The sequence below is a fragment of the Pseudomonas sp. GW821-FHT09E04 genome, from assembly GCF_059416185.1.
Window position 1 is genome coordinate 419,831 of the sequence record NZ_JBWKOR010000001.1, and the last position, 19,507, is coordinate 439,337.

13 protein-coding genes are annotated in these 19,507 nt (G+C 61.0%); 12 read left to right on the plus strand and 1 reads right to left on the minus strand.

The window, feature by feature from the left end; all coding sequences use genetic code 11:
- Positions 1-57: 57 nt before the first annotated feature.
- On the minus strand, positions 58-330 hold the full coding sequence (locus AC07N4_RS01990) for a DUF1652 domain-containing protein (protein ID WP_096820481.1): 273 nt from the start codon (positions 328-330) through the stop codon (positions 58-60).
- A gap of 263 nt (positions 331-593) precedes the next feature.
- Between AC07N4_RS01990 and AC07N4_RS01995 the strand changes: the two genes are divergently transcribed.
- The 12 genes from AC07N4_RS01995 (at position 594) to AC07N4_RS02050 (ending at position 19,497) form a co-directional block, all read left to right on the plus strand.
- The gene (locus AC07N4_RS01995; protein WP_273539065.1) at positions 594-1,409 is read left to right on the plus strand and encodes a helix-turn-helix domain-containing protein; all 816 of its coding nucleotides are present in this window, start codon (positions 594-596) and stop codon (positions 1,407-1,409) included.
- 51 nt (positions 1,410-1,460) lie between these two features.
- Positions 1,461-2,867 carry an NAD(P)/FAD-dependent oxidoreductase gene (locus tag AC07N4_RS02000; RefSeq protein ID WP_493064819.1) on the plus strand — a complete coding sequence of 469 codons (1,407 nt, stop codon included), beginning with the start codon at positions 1,461-1,463 and terminating at the stop codon, positions 2,865-2,867.
- A gap of 41 nt (positions 2,868-2,908) precedes the next feature.
- Positions 2,909-3,253, plus strand: coding sequence for a cupin domain-containing protein (locus AC07N4_RS02005; RefSeq protein WP_102619845.1), 345 nt, complete (start codon positions 2,909-2,911; stop codon positions 3,251-3,253).
- Between the two features lie 56 nt (positions 3,254-3,309).
- Entirely contained in the window at positions 3,310-4,395 is a 1,086-nt protein-coding gene (locus AC07N4_RS02010; protein WP_102619846.1) for a polyamine ABC transporter substrate-binding protein, read from the plus strand.
- A gap of 403 nt (positions 4,396-4,798) precedes the next feature.
- On the plus strand, positions 4,799-6,256 hold the full coding sequence (locus tag AC07N4_RS02015) for a serralysin family metalloprotease (protein ID WP_096820397.1): 1,458 nt from the start codon (positions 4,799-4,801) through the stop codon (positions 6,254-6,256).
- A gap of 93 nt (positions 6,257-6,349) precedes the next feature.
- Positions 6,350-6,778: an AprI/Inh family metalloprotease inhibitor gene (locus AC07N4_RS02020; protein WP_158243853.1), complete on the plus strand. Its 429-nt coding sequence runs from the start codon at positions 6,350-6,352 to the stop codon at positions 6,776-6,778.
- 204 nt (positions 6,779-6,982) lie between these two features.
- Entirely contained in the window at positions 6,983-8,770 is a 1,788-nt protein-coding gene (locus tag AC07N4_RS02025; RefSeq protein ID WP_102619847.1) for a type I secretion system permease/ATPase, read from the plus strand.
- A complete protein-coding gene (locus AC07N4_RS02030; protein WP_096820399.1) occupies positions 8,767-10,116 on the plus strand; it encodes an HlyD family type I secretion periplasmic adaptor subunit in 1,350 nt (449 codons plus the stop codon). The genes AC07N4_RS02025 and AC07N4_RS02030 overlap by 4 nt, the downstream gene beginning before the upstream one ends.
- Positions 10,117-10,118: 2 nt before the next feature.
- A complete protein-coding gene (locus tag AC07N4_RS02035) occupies positions 10,119-11,483 on the plus strand; it encodes a TolC family outer membrane protein (RefSeq protein ID WP_096820400.1) in 1,365 nt (454 codons plus the stop codon).
- A 42-nt stretch (positions 11,484-11,525) separates the two neighbouring features.
- Positions 11,526-14,477 (plus strand): autotransporter serine peptidase EprS, encoded by a 2,952-nt coding sequence (gene eprS / locus AC07N4_RS02040; protein ID WP_493064820.1) that lies wholly within the window; start codon positions 11,526-11,528, stop codon positions 14,475-14,477.
- Positions 14,478-14,664: 187 nt separating this feature from the next.
- On the plus strand, positions 14,665-17,751 hold the full coding sequence (locus AC07N4_RS02045; protein ID WP_493064821.1) for an autotransporter domain-containing protein: 3,087 nt from the start codon (positions 14,665-14,667) through the stop codon (positions 17,749-17,751).
- Positions 17,752-17,808: 57 nt separating this feature from the next.
- Positions 17,809-19,497: a polyurethane esterase gene (locus AC07N4_RS02050; protein ID WP_493064822.1), complete on the plus strand. Its 1,689-nt coding sequence runs from the start codon at positions 17,809-17,811 to the stop codon at positions 19,495-19,497.
- Positions 19,498-19,507 lie beyond the last annotated feature (10 nt).

Here is a 19,507-nt window from a genome sequence, read left to right on the forward strand (position 1 = left end):
AGCGAACGCCCACAAAAAAGCCCGCAAACAGCGGGCTTTTTAATTCAGATCAATAACTTAGGCGTAACTCCTGAGAGATTCCGGAGGAACAAACGCTTCCAGCTCATCCTCCACGGCTTCGATTATTCGTTCGACATCCGCCGCATTCATGACCGTGGCACAAGGAATGCCGGCAATGGCGATCAGGGTTTCGCCGCTGGCCCGGTCGAACAGGCGGGCGATCATGCTGCCCGGCGCGTCCATCGTGGCCTCGAAACCCATGGGATGAAAATGCCAGCGCATCAGCTGGCAGGCATTGGGGAACGTAACCTTGCTTGACCCTTTATTCATGTGTTGCCCGCCTTCTTCATCGAGCGCTTCCGTTTGCTCATGGTAGGTGGGAAGAGCCTTCATTGGCTCAACCGGTGACTGCCCTTAAAAGTAGCATCTGGATGTGAAAAACCTGTGAGAATTTTCAGGCCATTTGGCGATTGCAGGGATTTTTTTGATGTAAGTCATGGTCGACGAAAACCTTGCCAAAGTGCCATCACCACCGGCTGGTTGATGCCGCGCCCGAAGTTGGGCAAGCTCGGTTCTTTTTCCAAGAGTCCCCTATGCACGCCGATGATGACGGCCCGCAACAGACCCAGGCCACGGCCGAAACGGTCATGCGCTATCACCTGAGCTGGAAACACCGGGACCTGGATGGCGTCATGGCGCTTTACCATCCGGACATCCAGTACAACGACTTCTTCCAGAACCGCGTGCTCGGCCTCGACGAACTGCGCGAGTACGTTCGCGTCAGCATGCCCCGTGAATCCGACGAAGCGCTGGAGCATTGCGACCGGATCCGCATCGACGGCAACACCGCGTTCATTCAATATGAAGTGACACTGCGCGGCGGCAATGGCCTGGTGTCGTTCCGTTCCAGCGAAGCGATTACCGTCAAGGACGCGAAAATCTGGCGGGTCAATGAATACGCGTCACTGGTGCGCGAACAGGGCTCCAGTGCTGCGGCACCGAGTCAGCGTCCGGCGGCGAGCCGACTGGGCCTGTCGCCACGCCAGTTGAGTTTCATGGCCGAAGACCTGCAGCAGTATTTCCAGCGTCAGCAGCCGTACCTCGATCCCGAACTGGATCTGCAGCGGGTGGCGAAGGAGTGCGGTTACAGCCGCAACCAGATTTCCTATCTGCTGAACCAGGTGCTGGGACAGAGCTTCTATCGCTACGTCAATCAGGCGCGGCTCCAGCATTTGCTGCAATCGCTGGACAACGCCACGCCGCCACTGCGCATCGATGAGCTGGCGTTTGCCGCCGGGTTCAACTCGCTATCGGCTTTCTATAGCTGTTTTCGCCAGCACACTGGCCAGTCGCCCAAGGCCTACGCCAAGCAAATTTCTTTGCGGACACGCGCGCAAGACAGTCACTGAGGTCAGCCACTAGGATCGACGCCATCGAAACCTGGATTGGCGGAGTCTTGCATGCCGGCGTGGCGCACTATCAGTTTGTGGATGGACCAACTCGACGAGCCGCTCACAGCGCGCCCGGCGCTGGAACAAGACCTTGACGTCGACGTGGCAATCATCGGCGCCGGTTACACCGGGCTTTGGACGGCGTACTACCTGAAGAAACACGCGCCGGGCCTGGACATCGCCATCATCGAGGCGCAAACCGCCGGTTTCGGTGCGTCCGGTCGCAATGGCGGCTGGTTGATGGGCAATCTGCTGGGCGAAGATCGCCTGCTGGCAGGCCTGTCGCCACAACAGCGCCGCGCCTCATTCGATCTGCTGCACAGCATTCCTGATGAAGTGGAAGTCGTGCTCGAGCGCGAAGGCATCGACTGCGATTACCGCAAGGGCGGGGTGCTTTACTGCGCTGCGCGCTATCCGGAACAGGAAGCCAGCCTGCGCGACTATCTGAACAAGCTGCATGCCCAGGGCCTGACCGACGACGATTATCGCTGGCTCAACCCTGAACAACTGGCCCAGCAGATTCGCGTCGCCAAGCCTTACGGCGGGATCTTCGCCCCGCACGTGGCGACCATTCAGCCAGCAAAACTGGTGCGCGGCCTGGCCCGAACCGTTCAGGGCATGGGCGTGAAGATCTATGAAAACAGTCCCGTAACCCATTGGCAGGCGGGCAGTCTGCGCACCGACAAGGCCAGCGTGCGCAGTCGTTGGGTCGTTCCCGCCATCGAAGGCTATTCGGTGACATTGCCGCCGCTGGGGCGTTACCAATTGCCGGTGCAGAGTCTGATTGTCGCCACCGAACCGTTATCTGCCGCGACCTGGGACGAAATCGGCCTCAATCGTGGCCAGGCCTTCAGTGAATTCAGCCGTCAGGTCACCTACGGCCAGCGCAGCGCCGACAATCGGCTGATTTTCGGTGCCCGTGGCGGCTATCAGTTCGCTGGCCAGTTACGGCACAACTTTGATCTGACCCGTGACGAAGTGGAACTGCGGCGCTATCTGTTTGGCGAACTGTTCCCGCAACTGAAAAACACCGCAATCACCCATGCCTGGGGCGGCAACCTCGGCATGTCGCGGCATTTCAAACCGCACATGCTTTGTGATCGGGCCAACGGCATTGCGTTGTCCGGCGGATATGGCGGGGAGGGCGTGGGGGCTTCCAACCTGGGCGGTCGCACCCTGGCTGACCTGATTCTCGAGCGCGATACCGAACTGGTTCACCAGCCCTGGGTGCTGCCGGACGGGGGGATCCATGCGCTGCGGGCGTGGGAGCCGGAACCGTGCCGCTGGCTCGGCTACAACGCGATCATCAAAAGCTTCGTCCACGAAGACCAGACCCTGGCCAACCCGGCGACCGCACCCTGGCGGCGCAAACTTGCCAGTCGGGTGGCCGGGTTCATGGAAGGTTTCATGCACTAAACGTCGTTTAATTCCAGACAGCCTTTAAGACAGGAAGCGCCATGAGCATCACCCAATTCAAGAACACCGCCACGCTGCCACTGGACGAATCTAATCCGGTGGCCGTGCCGCTCGGCACACCAGTGGCCATTGCGTCGACCACCAGTGTGGAGCGCGACGACGGCGTCGAAACCGGCGTCTGGGAATGCACGCCCGGGCGCTGGCGGCGGCAGATCACCGCCCAGGAGTTCTGCCACTTCATTTCCGGGCGCTGCACCTTCACCCCGGACGACGGCAGCGAAACCCTGCACATACAAGGTGGCGACGCACTGATGTTGCCGGCCAACACACTCGGCATCTGGGATATCCAGGAGACCGTGCGCAAGACCTACGTCCTGATTTTCTGACGCTTTGATCCTTTTGATTGCCTGCCAACAACAATAGCCAATACAGGAATCGATCCATGATCCGAAAGACCCTCGCTCTCGCCCCCTTGATGCTCGCCGCTTCCCTTGCTCAGGCAGCGGAAACGGTCAAGGTCTACAACTGGTCCGACTACATCGCGCCGGATACCGCGAAAAACTTCGAAAAGGCCACCGGTCTCGGCATCACCTACGACGTCTACGACAGCAACGAAACCCTCGACGGCAAGTTGATGACCGGCAAATCCGGTTACGACGTGGTGTTTCCGTCCAACCATTTCATGGCCCGGCAGATTCAGGGCGGCGCGCTGATGAAGCTCGACAAGAGCCAGTTGCCGAACTGGAAGAACCTCAACCCGGTATTGCTCAAGGCCTTGCAGACGAACGATCCGGGCAACGAACACGGCTTCCCGTACCTGTGGGGCAGCACCGGCATCGGCTACAACATCGCCAAGGTCAAGGCGGTGCTGGGCGATAACGCGCCGGTGGATTCCTGGGACCTGATTTTCAAGCCCGAAAACATGGAAAAACTGCAGAAGTGCGGCGTGGCAATCCTCGATAACGGCCCGGAATTGCTGCCAGCGGCGCTCAACTACCTGGGTCTGCCGCATCACAGCAAGAATCCCGAAGACTATAAAAAGGCCGAAGCCCTGCTGATGAAAGTGCGGCCGTACGTCAGCTACTTCCACTCTTCGAAGTACACCAGCGACCTGGCCAATGGCGATATCTGTGTGGCGGTCGGCTTCTCCGGGGACATCCTGCAAGCGGAGAACCGCGCCAAGGAAGCCAAGAACGGCGTCGATATCGGTTATGCGATTCCCAAGGAGGGCGCCGCCATCTGGTTCGACATGGTCGCCATGCCCGCCGATGCGCCAGACGCCAAGGCCGGTTACGCCTTCATGAACTACTTGCTGCAGCCCGACGTCATGGCCGGCATCAGCAACTACGTGCACTACGCCAACGGCAACGAACAGGCCGACAGTCTGATCGACCCCGCCATCAAGAACGACACCAAGGTGTATCCGAGCCCGGAAATGATGGGCAAATTGTTCGCGCTGGAAGCCATGCCGCTGAACATCGACCGGATCCGCACTCGCGTCTGGAACAAGATCCGTACCGGCAGCTGAAAAATCTGCCGGAGCGGGTTTTCCTCCGCTCCGGCAGCGGTATATGACGCCTGCAACTTGTGTTTATTTGGTTGATATCACTTCGCTGGCACCGCACTAATAAAGTGCAGGAAAGTGAGACGCGTCTAACAAAAAGTAACTTACCGATATTTAATATTTAAATAAGAAATCGTCAGACAATTAGGCAAACTCACCACACTTACAACATTCTTCCCGCCGCACGCGCTTTGTTTACGGGACTTTCCCGGAATAGTTCAATTTGATCTCAAAAAAACGCTAGACGTTAGATTTCAAATTGTGTCAGGTTTCTAACGCCTTCATTGGGCGAGTGATAGGACAATCTCGCCAGAGGTTGTCGCTATCGGACAAAAACTGTTCCATTGCTAAACAAGGAAGTGTGTTTATGTCGAAAGTAAAAGCTAATGCTATTGATACCGCCGAACAGGCTTTCCAGCTGAACGCGGCACCACTGGCCGCGCCAAGCTCGGCGTTCAACCAGATCAATAGCTTCAGCCATCAGTACGATCGTGGCGGCAACCTCACGGTCAATGGCAAACCCTCCTTCTCGGTGGATCAAGCCGCTACCCAACTGTTGCGAGACGGTGCCTCCTGGCACGACCTCGACGGCAGCGGCAAGATCGAACTGACCTATACCTTTCTGACGTCCAAAACCGCCAACTTCAGCGGCCTGGGAGTCACCGGTTTCAGTCAGTTCAGCGCCCTGCAGAAAACCCAGGCCGTGCTCGCCATGCAATCCTGGGCCGATGTCGCCAACGTGACCTTTACCGAAGCAGCCAGAGGTGGCGACGGTCACATGACCTTCGGTAACTACAGCGGCGGCCAGGAAGGCGCGGCGGCGTTTGCTTTCCTGCCAGGCACCGAGCCAGGCTATGACGGTCAGTCCTGGTACCTGACCGGCAGTGGGTACGACGTCAACAAAACCCCGGGCCTGAACAACTACGGGCGTCAGACCCTGACCCACGAAATTGGCCACACCCTGGGCCTGTCTCACCCTGGCGACTACAACGCCGGGACCGGCAACCCGACCTACAATGACGCGACCTACGGGCAAGACACCCGCGGCTACAGCCTCATGAGTTACTGGAGTGAAAGCAACACCAGCCAGAACTTCAGCAAGGGTGGTGTGGAAGCTTATGCCTCCGGCCCGCTGATGGACGACATTGCCGCGATCCAGAAGCTCTACGGCGCCAATCTGACCACCCGTACCGGTGACACCACCTACGGCTTCAACTCCAACGCCGGTCGCGATTTCCTCAGCGCGTCCTCTTCGTCGGACAAGCTGGTGTTCTCGGTGTGGGATGCGGGCGGCAAAGACACCTTCGACTTCTCGGGTTTCACCCAGAACCAGAAGATCAACCTCAATGAAGCCTCGTTCTCCGACGTTGGCGGCCTGGTGGGCAACGTGTCCATCGCCAAGGGCGTCACCATCGAGAACGCCATCGGTGGCTCGGGCAACGACCTGATCATCGGTAACAGCGCAGCCAACGAACTCAAGGGCGGTGCCGGCAACGACATCATCTGGGGCGGCGGTGGCGCCGACAAGCTGTGGGGCGGCTCGGGTTCGGACACTTTCGTGTTCGCAGCCAGTTCCGACTCCAAGCCAGGTGCGATCGATCAGATCCTCGACTTTGTCAGCGGTCTCGACAAAATCGACCTGACCGGTATCACCAAAGGCGCAGGCCTGCACTTCGTCAGCGCCTTCACCGGTGCGGCGGGCGATGCAGTCCTGACTTCCTCGGGCGGCAACAGCCTGCTCTCGGTGGACTTCTCCGGGCACGGCGTGGCTGATTTCCAGGTCAGCACCGTTGGCCAGGCAGCGCTCAGCGACATCGTGGCGTGATGTGAACCGGGAAAGCGGCGCGTGATGCGCCGCTTTCTTCACTTGCATCGCTTTGGCTGGTAAGCAAGGCTACGCGCCGGAGTGAAATTTCCTATGATCCAATTCGCTTTTACCCGCAAAGCGGCGGCGTACCTGTTGCCGGTGCTGATGATGATTTCTGGAGAAACAACTATGGCAAGCAGCCTGAGACTCGAAGACCCATCGGTATTTGCCGGACAGTGGCAAGCGACCCTGAGCGACCGCAACGACGCTCCCGAAGCCCAGGCTTTGCAAGACAAACCGTCGAACACCTGCCTGATCGACCTTGAAGCCAACCAGACGCTGGGCAAGGGCGCCGACTGCCTGAGCGCATGGCTGCAGGACAGCGCCATCGGCTGGTTTCCCGATCCGGACGGTCTTTCGATCACCGGCAAGGAAGGCTCAAGAATCCAGTTTTTCAGCCGACAACGTGATGGGCTTTATCTGAGCACTTTGAAGTCAGGCCTGGTGATTACACTTGAGCGAGCTGCCAAACAGCCCTGATCACCGGAACCGACTCACAGTTTAAATATAAGGCACCCCGTGACAGTTATAAGGCTCTCTTCAATAACACGGACGCCGGTTTTAATCGCGAAAGTTGTTATCGAAGTGTAAGCGGACACTGTCGGTGTATGTCCCGCCCCGTGTGCGGGCTATTAATTGAAGTCTCGCCAAGCACGGCGGGGAATATCATTTCAGGAATAATCAATGAAGATGGCGAAGGCCCCAGCCACCGCTCCCTTATTCAAGGCATTGGGTGACTATAAAAGCATTCTGATCAGCGTCGGATGCTTTACCGCACTGATTAACGTGCTGATGCTGGTGCCCTCTATTTATATGCTTCAGGTCTATGACCGGGTGCTGTCTTCGCAAAACGAAACCACGCTGGCGATGCTCTCGCTGATGGTCGTGGGATTCTTCGCGTTCATCGGCCTGCTGGAAGTGGTGCGCAGCTTCATCGTGATCCGCATCGGCAGCCAGCTGGAGCGCCGCTTCAACCTGCGGGTCTATCAGGCCGCGTTCGAGCGCAACCTGTTCAAAGGCGAGGGCAATGCCGGCCAGTCCCTGGGCGACCTGACCCACATTCGCCAGTTCGTCACCGGGCCTGCGCTGTTCGCGTTCTTCGATGCGCCGTGGTTTCCGGTCTATCTGTTTGTGATTTATCTGTTCAACGTCTGGCTCGGCGTCCTCGCCACTGCCGGCGCGCTGTTGTTGATCGCCCTGGCGTGCCTCAACGAATACATGACCAAGAAGCCGCTGGGCGAAGCCGCCGGTTATTCGCAAAAATCCAGCCAGCTGGCCACCAGCCACCTGCACAACGCCGAAACCATTCAGGCCATGGGCATGCTCGGTTCCTTGCGCAAACGCTGGTTCCAGGTGCATTCGCGCTTCCTCGGCCTGCAAAACCAGGCCAGCGACACGGGCGCGGTGATCAGCTCGCTGAGCAAGACCTTGCGCCTGTGCCTGCAATCGCTGGTGCTGGGCCTGGGTGCCTTGCTGGTGATCAAGGGCGACATGACCGCCGGGATGATGATTGCCGGTTCCATCCTGATGGGCCGCGTGCTCAGCCCGATCGACCAGTTGATTGCCGTATGGAAACAGTGGAGCGGGGCGAAGCTGGCGTACCGCCGACTCGACTCCTTGCTGCAGGCTTATCCGCCGAGCGACGACGCCATGGCGCTGCCGCCGCCAAAAGGCCAGATCACGTTCGAACAAGTCAGCGCCGGCCCACCCGGGCAACGTACCGCGACCTTGCACATGGTCAATTTCAATCTGGCGGCCGGTGAAGTGCTGGGCGTACTGGGTGCTTCCGGTTCCGGTAAATCGACACTGGCGCGGGTGCTGGTCGGCGTGTGGCCAACCCTCGGTGGCACGGTTCGCCTGGACGGTGCCGACATTCATCGCTGGAATCGCGATGATCTCGGCCCATACATCGGCTACCTGCCGCAGGACATCGAATTGTTCAGCGGCACCATCGCCGAGAACATCGCCCGTTTCAGCGAGGCTGACCCGCAGAAGGTGGTGGCCGCCGCGCAACAGGCCGGCGTACACGAAATGATCCTGCGCATGCCGCAGGGCTATGACACGCAACTGGGCGAGGATGGCAGCGGTCTGTCCGGCGGCCAGAAGCAACGTGTAGCCCTGGCGCGTGCGCTGTACGGCACACCGAGCCTGGTGGTGCTGGATGAACCGAACTCCAACCTCGACACCGTCGGCGAAGCCGCATTGTCCAGCGCCATCGTGCAACTCAAGGCGCAGGGCACCACGGTGGTGCTGGTGACGCACCGTTCTTCGGTACTGGCCCAGGCCGACAAATTGCTGGTACTCGCCGATGGCCGTCTGCAAGCCTTCGGCCCGAGCCAGGATGTGCTCAAGGCGTTGTCCGGCAACCAGGCGCAACAACAGCCACAACCCACTGAAAAAACCGCGCAGGCACCGGGCGGGCTCAGCTTGAGCCGGCAGTACCAGCCCACGACAAGGAATTCGGGTGTATGAGCAGCGCGAGCATGAACACTGAAAACGAAGCAACGATGGAACACGCGTACATCACCGAACGCCCAGAGCGCGACGCTAAATTCTTCGCCCGCATGGGCTGGATTCTGGCACTGGCCGGCGCTGGCAGTTTCTTTGCCTGGGCCGCACTGGCACCGCTGGATCAAGGGATTCCGGTGCAAGGCACGGTGGTGGTCTCCGGTAAACGCAAGGCTGTGCAGTCGATGAGCAGCGGTGTGGTCAGCCGGATTCTGGTGCGCGAAGGCGAGATCGTAAAACAGGGTCAGCCGTTGTTCCGCCTCGACCAGACCCAGGTCGCCGCCGATGTGCAGTCGCTGCAGGCGCAGTACCGCATGGCATGGGCCAGCCTTGCGCGCTGGCAGGCTGAGCGCGACAACCTCAAGCAGGTGACGTTTCCGGCAGAGCTGAGCGACAACGCGGACCCGCGCCTGGCCCTGGTGCTGGAAGGTCAGCGCCAACTGTTCAGCAGCCGCCGCGAAGCGTATTCCCGCGAGCAGGCCGCACTGCGCGCCAGTATCGAAGGCGCCACTTCGCAACTGGCCGGCATGCGCCGCGCCCGTACCGATCTCAACGCCCAGGCCGACTCCCTGCAACAGCAGTTGAGCAATCTGCAACCGCTGGCGGACAACGGCTACATCCCGCGCAACCGCTTGATGGAATATCAGCGTCAACTGTCGCAAGTGCAGCAGCAGCTGGCTGAGAACACCGGCGAAAGCGGCCGGGTAGAGCAGGGCATTCTTGAGTCGCGCCTGAAACTGCAACAGCACGGCGAGGAATACCAGAAGGAAGTCCGCACCCAACTGGCCGACGCGCAACTGAAAAGCGTCACCCTGTCCGAACAACTGACCTCCGCCGGTTTCGATCTGCAACACAGCGAGATCGTGGCGACGTCGGACGGCGTGGCCGTCAACCTCGGTGTGCACACCGAAGGCGCCGTGGTCCGTCAGGGCGAAACCCTGCTGGAAATCGTTCCGCAAGGCACGCGCCTGGAAGTGGAAGGGCACCTGCCGATCAACCTGATCGACAAGGTAGGCACGCACCTGCCGGTAGACATCCTCTTCACCGCATTCAACCAGAGCAAGACACCGCGTGTTCCCGGCGAAGTCAGCCTGATTTCCGCCGACCAGATGGTCGATGAGAAAACCGGCGTGCCGTATTACGTGTTGCGCAGCAGCGTCAGCGATCAGGCCATGGAGAAACTCAACGGCCTGGTGATCAAGCCCGGCATGCCGGCGGAAATGTTCGTGCGCACTGGCGAACGTTCACTCCTCAACTACCTGTTCAAACCGCTGCTCGACCGGGCCGGCTCCGCGTTGACTGAAGAATAAGGATGTTCGGCTGTATGAATAAGCTTTCCATGCTGGCGGCAGCGTTCGCGCTGCTCGCGGGCAACAGTGCAGTGGCGGCCATGGGGCCGTTCGAGATCTACGAACAGGCGTTGCGCAATGACCCGGTGTTCCTCGGCGCGATCAAGGAACGTGATGCAGGCCTTGAAAACCGGGCCATTGGCCGCGCCGGGTTGTTGCCGAAAGTCGGTTACAACTACAACAAGGGCCACAACACCTCGAAGGTCACGCAGCTCACCGATCGCGGCAACTTTACGGAAAACCGCAACTACAACAGTTACGGCTCCAACTTGACCCTGCAACAGCCGTTGCTCGACTACGAGGCCTACGCCGCGTATCGCAAAGGTGTGGCGCAGTCGCTGTTTGCCGACGAGAACTTCCGGGGCAAGAGCCAGGAACTGTTGGTGCGGGTGCTCGACAACTACACGAAGGCCTTGTTCGCTCAGGATCAGATCGACATCGCCCAGGCCAAGAAGAAGGCGTACGAGCAGCAGTTCCAGCAGAACGAGCACATGTTCAAGCAGGGCGAAGGCACGCGGACCGACATTCTCGAAGCCGAGTCGCGCTATGAACTGGCGACCGCCGAGGAAATCGAGGCCCGCAACGAACAGGATGCCGCGCTGCGTGAACTGGGTGCGCTGGTTGGTGTGCCGACAGTGGACATCACCGATTTGGCGCCGCTGGATCAGAACTTCCAGACCTTCGCGTTGATGCCGGCCAACTACGACACCTGGCACGAACTGGCGATCAGCAACAACCCGAACCTGGCGTCACAGCGCCAGGCAGTGGAAGTGGCCCGTTATGAAGTGGAGCGCAACCGCGCCGGGCACCTGCCGAAAGTCAGTGCCTACGCCTCGATGCGCCAGAACGAATCGGAAAGCGGCAACACCTATAACCAGCGCTACGACACCAACACCATCGGCATCGAAGTCAACGTGCCGTTGTACGCCGGTGGCGGGGTGTCGGCATCGACCCGTCAGGCCAGCCGCACCATGGAGCAGGCCGAATACGAACTGGACGGCAAGACCCGCGAAACGCTGATCGAACTGCGTCGCCAGTTCAGTGCCTGCCTGTCCGGTGTCAACAAACTGCGCGCCTACCAGAAAGCCCTGACGTCGGCCGAGGCGCTGGTGGTCTCGACCAAGCAAAGCATTCTTGGCGGTGAGCGGACCAACCTGGACGCGCTGAACGCCGAACAACAACTGTTTACCACCCGCCGCGATCTGGCCCAGGCCCGCTATGACTACCTCATGGCCTGGACCAAATTGCATTACTACGCGGGCACCTTGAGCGAGCAGGATCTGGCTCGGGTGGACGAAGCATTCGGGCAAGGCCCACGGACGCAATAGCACCGTAGTTTTTACACAAAACAACAAAAACGAGTGGTGAACATGGACGTACGCTTCAAGCCGGCTTCGGTCGGCACCCTGTTGCTTGTGATTTTTATCAACCCGGCCCAGGCGCAATACGTGGATCCGGGCAAACCCGGCGATCCAGCCAGTTGGCGCTCCGCCGAACTCCTGCGGGACTGGGGGCTGGACCGGATGCAGGCCGATCAGGCCTACGCCGCCGGTATCACCGGCAAGGGCGTGAAGATCGGCGCGCTGGACTCCGGTTTCGACGCGGCCCATCCCGAGTTCGCCAGCGACCGGTATCACCCGGTCTCGGCCAGCGGCAGCTATGTCGATGGCTCGCTGTTCACGGTCAACGGCACGCTTAACCCGAACAACGATTCTCACGGCACGCACGTGGTCGGCACCATGGGCGCCTCCCGCGATGGCAGCGGGATGCACGGCGTGGCGTTCAATGCGCAGATCTACGTCGGCAACACCAACAAGAACGACAGTTTTCTGTTCGGCCCCAATCCCGACCCGCGCTATTTCAAAGCGGTGTACGACGCACTGGCCGATGCCGGCGTGCGGGCGATCAACAACAGTTGGGGCAGTCAGCCGCCGGATGTCAGCTATCGAACCCTGGCGGACCTGCATGCGGCTTACGCCCAACACTGGAACAAAGGCACCTGGCTCGATGCCGCCGCCGATGTTTCGCGCCGCGGCGTGATCAACGTGTTCAGCGCCGGCAACAGCGGTTACCCCAACGCCAGCGTGCGTTCGGCGCTGCCGTATTTTCAGCCGGACCTGGAAGGCCATTGGCTGGCCGTGTCGGGGCTGGATCAGAGCAATCAGCAGAAGTACAACCAGTGCGGCATCGCCAAATACTGGTGCATCACCACGCCGGGGGCAAAGATCGACAGCACCATTCCCGACGGCGGTTACGCGATCAAGTCCGGCACCTCGATGGCCGCGCCCCATGCTACCGGCGCCTTGGCGCTGGTGATGGAGCGTTACCCGTACATGAACAACCAGCAGGCGCTGGAAGTGCTGCTGACCACCGCCACTCAACTCGACGGCAGCGTGACAAGCGCACCGACCGAACGGGTCGGCTGGGGCGTCGCCAACCTGAAGCGGGCGATGGGCGGACCGGGGCAATTGCTCGGCGCGTTCGACGCGAATCTGGCCACCGGGCAACGCGATGTGTGGAGCAACGACATCTCCGACAAGGCGCTGATCCAGCGTCAGAGCGAAGACCTCGCCGAGCACAGTGCCTGGCAGCAAACCCTGCAAAGCAAAGGTTGGCAGAACGGAATTTCGGCAGGCGCCAGCCAACAGGACCAGACCGATTACGCTGTCGGCATGGCCCGTGATGCGGCCGCCGCCAATCGGGTGTATCAGGGCAGCCTGATCAAGTCCGGCGCCGGGCAATTGATTCTGACTGGCGACAGCACCTATCGCGGCCCGACCACGGTCAATGGCGGCCTGCTGAGCGTCAACGGTTCGCTGACGTCCGCCGTTACGGTTAATGACGGCGGCACCCTCGGCGGTTCCGGCCGAATCGGCGCACTGATCGCCAACAGCGGCAGTCGCGTGGCACCGGGCAATTCCATCGGCACCTTGAATGTGGCCGGTGACGTGACCTTCGCGCCAGGCTCGACCTACGCGGTGGAGCTGTCACCGACCGCCAGTGACCGCATCGTCGCCGGCGGTACGGCGTCCATCAGCGGCGCAACCGTCAGTCTGTCGCTGGAAAACAGCCCGACCTTGCTCAGCACCGCTGAAGCGAAAAGCCTGCTCGGTCATCAGTACGACATTCTGCAAGCGGCCGGTGGCATCCAGGGCCAGTTCGGCGCCGTGGTGCCGGATTACCTGTTTATCGGCGGCAGCCTCGCGTACAGCGGCAACGGCATCGCGCTGAATGTCGAACGCAACGCGAGGTCTTTTGCCAGCGTCGGCCAGACCCCGAACCAGCGGGCCGTGGCCAGCGCCGTCGAAGGCATGGGCGCCGGTAACTCCGTGTACGAAAGCCTGTTGCTGTCGGCCACCGCCAGCGATGCACAGCAAGCCTTCCAGCAACTGAGCGGGGAAATCTACCCGGCCCTCGGTTCGGTACTGATTAACGACAGTCGTCAGTTGCGCGACGCCATCGGCGAACGCCTGCACGATGCAAACGCCGCGCAAAGCAACGGCTGGATCAAGGTCCTCGGCGCCTGGGGCACGACCGATTCGCAACACGACACCGCCGGCTACAGCACATCCATCGGCGGCCTGCTGGCAGGCGTCGACGGCGCGCTGGACGAGCAGACCCGCATCGGTCTGGTCACCGGTTACAGCGACAGCTCGTTGAGCATGGGTTCTGGCACGCATTCCTCGGCCAAGGTCGACAGTTACCACCTCGGCGCTTACGCCGGGCACAACATCGGCGACTGGCGTCTGAGCACCGGCGCGGCCTACAGCTGGCATCGCGCCGACGTCAAACGTGATCTGCAATACGGCGACGTCAGCGCCAAACAGAAAGCCAAGGTCGATGCCGCCACCACACAGGTATTTGGTGAAGCGGCCTATCGACTGAATCTGCAACCGCTGGTCCTGGAGCCGTTCGCCAATCTGGCCTACGTGCATCTGGACAGCGAAGGTTTCACCGAGAAGGGCGACGCTGCAGCGTTGAAAAGCAGCGGCGACCAGCGTGACGCGGTGCTCAGCACCCTCGGCGTCAGGGCGATCAAGACAATCAACCTGTCGGGCACGCAAAAACTCGATGTCAGCGGCCATCTCGGCTGGCAGCACAGCCTCACGGACATCGAGGCCGAGCAGCATTTGCGTTTCGCCAGCGGCAGCGCGCCGTACAACGTCGAAAGCTCGCCGCTGGTGCGTGACGCCGCGCTTGTCGGCGTGCAGGCCAGCCTGGCAGTCACCCGCGACGTGCGGATCAACCTGGATTACACCGGACAACTGGCCAACCGTGAGAAGAGTCACGGCGTCGGCCTGAGCCTGAACTGGCAGTTCTGACTCACCGAGAGATGATCGTTCCCACGCTCCCGCGTGGGGATGCAGCCCGTGACGCTCCGCGTCACTGGACGCGGAGCGTCCCTAGAGGCATTCCCACGCAGAGCGTGGGAACGATCAACGGGGAGGGCGTGGGAACGATCACTTCAATAGACGGATTTTGTGCAACATCACTAAGGAAGGTCGCTGGATGAAAAATAACAACACCCCCGCGAAATCGGGTGGATGCTTTCGCCTGAAAACTCTCAATCGCGCCTTGCTTTGCGCCTTGGCCACCTGGGGTAGCGCACACGCTGCGCCCTATGTGGAAAGCGGCCGGGCAGGGGATGCCGCCAGTTGGCGCAGCGCCGAATTCCAGGCGGATTGGGGCCTGGGCGCGATTGGCGCGGATTACGCCTACGCCGCGGGTTACACCGGCAAAGGCGTGAAGCTGGGGATCTTCGACCAGCCGGTGTACGCCGCGCACCCGGAGTTTTCCGGGCCGAACAAAGTGGTGACCCTGGTCACCAGCGGCATTCGTGAATACACCGACCCGTACATCCCGGTCAAAGCCGGGGACGCGTTCCGTTATGACGGTTCGCCCTCGGTCGGTTCCGACGGCAAGCTCGGCGCCCACGGCACCCACGTTGGCGGCATCGCCGCCGGCAGCCGTGACGGTGGGCCGATGCACGGCGTGGCGTTCGGTGCACAGATCATCAGCGCCGACAACGGCGACCCGGGCCCGGAAGACGGTATCGTGCGCGGCAACGACGGCGCGGTGTACAAGGCCGGCTGGGATGCCCTGATCGCCAGTGGCGCGCGGATCATCAACAATAGCTGGGGGATCGGTATCACCGACCGTTTCGATCTCGGCGGCCGTGACCCGGCGTACCCGCATTTCACCGTCAACGACGCGCAATTGCAGTTCAACGAGATCCGCACACTGCTGGGCACCAAACCCGGCGGCGCCTACGACGGTGCAATCGCCGCCGCGCGCAGCGGTATCGTGACGATATTCGCGGCGGGCAACGACTACAACCTGAACAACCCGGACGCCATCGCCGGCCTCGGTTACTTCGTGCCGGACATCGCGCCGAACTGGATCACCGTCGCCGCACTGCAAAAGAACCCGGATCTGGCCAGTGCCAATCCCTACATCATGAGTACGTTCTCTTCGCGCTGCGGCTACACCGCGAGTTTCTGCGTCTCGGCACCGGGTACGAAAATCTACAGCTCGATCATTGAAGGCACCAACGCCGACAACCTGACCACCGGCTACAAAAACTACAACGGCACCTCGATGGCCGCACCACACGTGGCCGGTTCCATGGCGGTGTTGATGGAGCGCTTCCCGTACATGTCCGGTGATCAGGTTGCCAGCGTGTTGCGCACCACGGCCACTGACCTTGGCGCACCGGGCATCGACGCCCTGTACGGCTGGGGCATGATCAACCTGCGCAAGGCCATCGACGGCCCGGCGATGTTTGTCACCGAGCAAGACATTCCCGAAGAATTCCGCATCCAGGGTGCCTATGGCTCCGGCCAGTTCGTGGCCGACCTGCCAGGCATCGGCGCGATCATCGACGCCGGCAAACCCACCGAGCGCGTGTGCACCGACATCACCTGCGGTCTCGACACCTGGCGCAACGACATTTCCGGCCACGGCGGTTTGACCAAGCAAGGGATCGGCACCCTGGTCATGACCGGCGCCAACACCTACACCGGTCCGACCCTGGTCAATCAGGGGCGACTGGCGATCAATGGCTCGCTGCAATCGGCGGTCACGGTCAACGATGGTGGCATCCTCGGCGGTAACGGGCACATCGCGGCACTGACCGCGAAGAGCGGCGGTATCGTCGCGCCGGGCAACTCCATCGGCACCTTGAACGTGGCCGGTGACGTGACCTTCGAACCGGGTTCGACCTATTCCGTCGAAGTCTCGCCGACCAGCAGCGACCGCGTTGTCGCTGGCGGCACTGCAACCATCGAGGGCGCAACGGTCGCCCTGACCCTGGAAAACAGCCCGACGCTGCTGACCACCGGCGAGGTGAAATCCCTGCTCGGCAGCCAGTTCAACATTCTGCAGGCGGCGGGTGGCATTCAAGGGCGCTTCGGTCAGGTCTTGCCGAGTTATGCGTTTCTCGGCGGCACCCTCGATTACTCCTCGGGCGGTGTTCAACTGGACGTCGGGCGTAACGGTGCGTCGTTCGCCAGTGTCGGCCTGACCCCGAACCAGCGTGCCGTCGGTGCAGCCGCCGAACGTCTGGGCGCGGGCAATGCGTTGTTCGAAACCCTGTTGCTGTCGCCGACCGCCGCTGTCGCGCAGGACGCCTTCCAGCAACTGTCCGGCGAGATTCACCCGGCCATCGGCACCATGCTGATCAACGATAGCCATTACCTGCGCGATGCCGTGGGCGAACGTCTGCGCGAGCGGGATCTGTTCGACGCCGGCGCACCGACCGATGACCGCAGCAACGCCTGGCTCAAAGTGCTGGGCGCCTGGGGCAAGAGCGATGGCGGCTATAAAAACGCCGACTCCAACAGCTCCATTGGTGGCTTGCTGGCCGGCGTCGACGGTTTGATCGCTGAAGATACGCGTCTGGGTTTCGTTACCGGTTATAGCGACAGCTCTTTGAACATGGGCAAAGGTACACATTCGTCTGCATCGGCCGATAGTTATCACTTGGGTGCGTACCTGGGGCATCAGATCGATGCCCTGCGTCTGACCGCCGGCGCGGCTTACAGCTGGCATCGCATCGACGTCAAACGTGATCTGCAATTTGCCGGTGTCAGCGGCAAGCAGAAAACCAAACGCGATGCGACCACCGCGCAACTGTTCACAGAAGCAGCCTACGATCTCGGTCTGCAACCGATGAATCTGGAGCCGTTCGCCAACCTGGCTTACGTGCACCTGAACAGCGACAGCTTCACTGAGAAGGGAGATGCCGCCGCACTGAAGGGCGGTGAAGATAACCGCGACGCCGTGCTGTCGACCCTCGGCGTCCGCGCCAAGCGTACGTTTGCCCTGTCGGACAAACATCAGCTTGAACTGGGCGCGACTCTGGGCTGGCAGCACAACCTGAGCAGCGTGGATTCCGACAGCCACTTGGCCTTCGTCAATGGCAACAGTGCATTCACGGTGCAAAGTGCGTCGATGGATCGCGATGCGGCAGTGGTCGGCGTTCGTGCCGGCCTGGCGCTCAATCGCGATGTCCGGGTCAACCTGGACTACAACGGACTGATCGGTTCGAACGAGAAGGACCACGGTGTGGGCCTGACGCTGGACTGGCAGTTCTAAGGTGTAGCGGCAGTTCGGCAAAGAACTGCCGTTTTTGAAAGGAAGAGAGAGCACGACATGGGACTGTTTGACTACAAAAATGCCGACGGCAAAGCGTTGTACAGCGATGCCATCGCACTGACGCTGTATTCCTACACGCCGACCGGGCAGGCTTTGCCCGGCACCGGTTGGGCGCCACTGGGCGCCACGGCACTGGGTTATCAAGGAAAGACCGACGCGAAAGGAACGTTCTTCGGCGAGAAGGACGGCTTCACCAGCGCCGAGGCGGAAGTGCTCGGCAAATACGACGCGGCGGGCAAGCTGATCGGTATCGGCGTGGCCTTTCGCGGCACGGGCGGGCTGGATTACAGCGACACCTTCGGTGACATGAAAAACAACCTGCTGGCAGCCATCGGGCCAGTGGATTACGCCACCAACTACGCGAAAAACGCCTTCGACAACCTGCTGAAGGCCGTGGCCGCGTTTGCCACGGCCCATGGCATCGCCGCCAAGGACGTGCTGATCAGCGGCCACAGCCTCGGCGGTCTCGGGGTCAACAGCGTGGCGGATCTGAGCGCGAGCAACTGGGGCGGGTTCTTCAAGGACGCCAACTACATTTCGTTCGCCTCGCCGACCCAGAGCAGCACCGGCACCAACGTGCTGAACATCGGCTACGAGAACGATCCGGTGTTCCGTGTGCTCGACGGCACCACGTTCAGCACGGCTTCGATGGGCAAACACGACAAGCCGCACGACTCGACCACCGACAACATCGTCAACTTCAACGATAACTACGCGTCCACCGCGCAGAACCTGGTGCCGTTCAGCATCGTCAATCCGCTGAACTGGTCGGCTCACAGCTCGCTGGGGTATGCCGATGGCCTGAACCGGGTGATCGACTCGAAGTTCTACAACCTCACCAGCCAGGACTCAACCATCATCGTGTCCAACCTGGAAGCATCTTCCCGGGGCAAGACCTGGGTCGAAGATCTGGGCCGCAGCGGTGAGCCGCACACCGGCAGCACCTTCATCATCGGCACCGACAGCAACGACTGGCTCAAGGGCGGGGCGGGCAACGACTTCCTCGAAGGCCGCGCCGGCGATGATCTGTTCCGCGATGACGGTGGCTTCAACATCCTGCTCGGTGGCCAGGGCCATAACACCTTCGACCTGCAGAAACCGTTGCAGAACTTCAGTTTCGCCAACGACGGTGACGGCACCCTGTACGTGCGCGACGCCTACGGCGGCATCAGCATGACTCGCGACATCGGCGCACTGGTGAGCAAGGAGTCGGGGTCGTGGTGGAGCAGCAAGGAAATCACCTGGACCGTCACCGGCAAAGGCCTGGCCAATGGCAGTGAACTGACCCAGTACAACCATTCGCTCAATGGCGGTGCTCTCGGCGACACGCTGAAGGCCACCGCTGACGGCGACTGGCTGTTCGGTCTGGGCGGCGACGATCACCTGTTCAGCGACAAAGCCCATGTGACCTTCGTCGGCGGCGCCGGCAACGACGTGATGAGTGCGGTGGGTGGCAACAACACCTTCCTGTTCAGCGGCGCCTTCGGCTTCGATGCGATCAATGGCTACCAGGGCAGCGACAAACTGGTGTTCATGGGCGTTCAGGGCGCAGGGCAGGGCTACGACTACAAGCAACACGCTTCGCAGTCCGGCGCCGATACCGTGCTGAAGATTGGCGACTATGCCGTGACCCTGATCGGGGTGGGTGTGGCTAACCTGTCCGACTCGAGTTTCGTGTTCGCCTGATTCCGTGTGG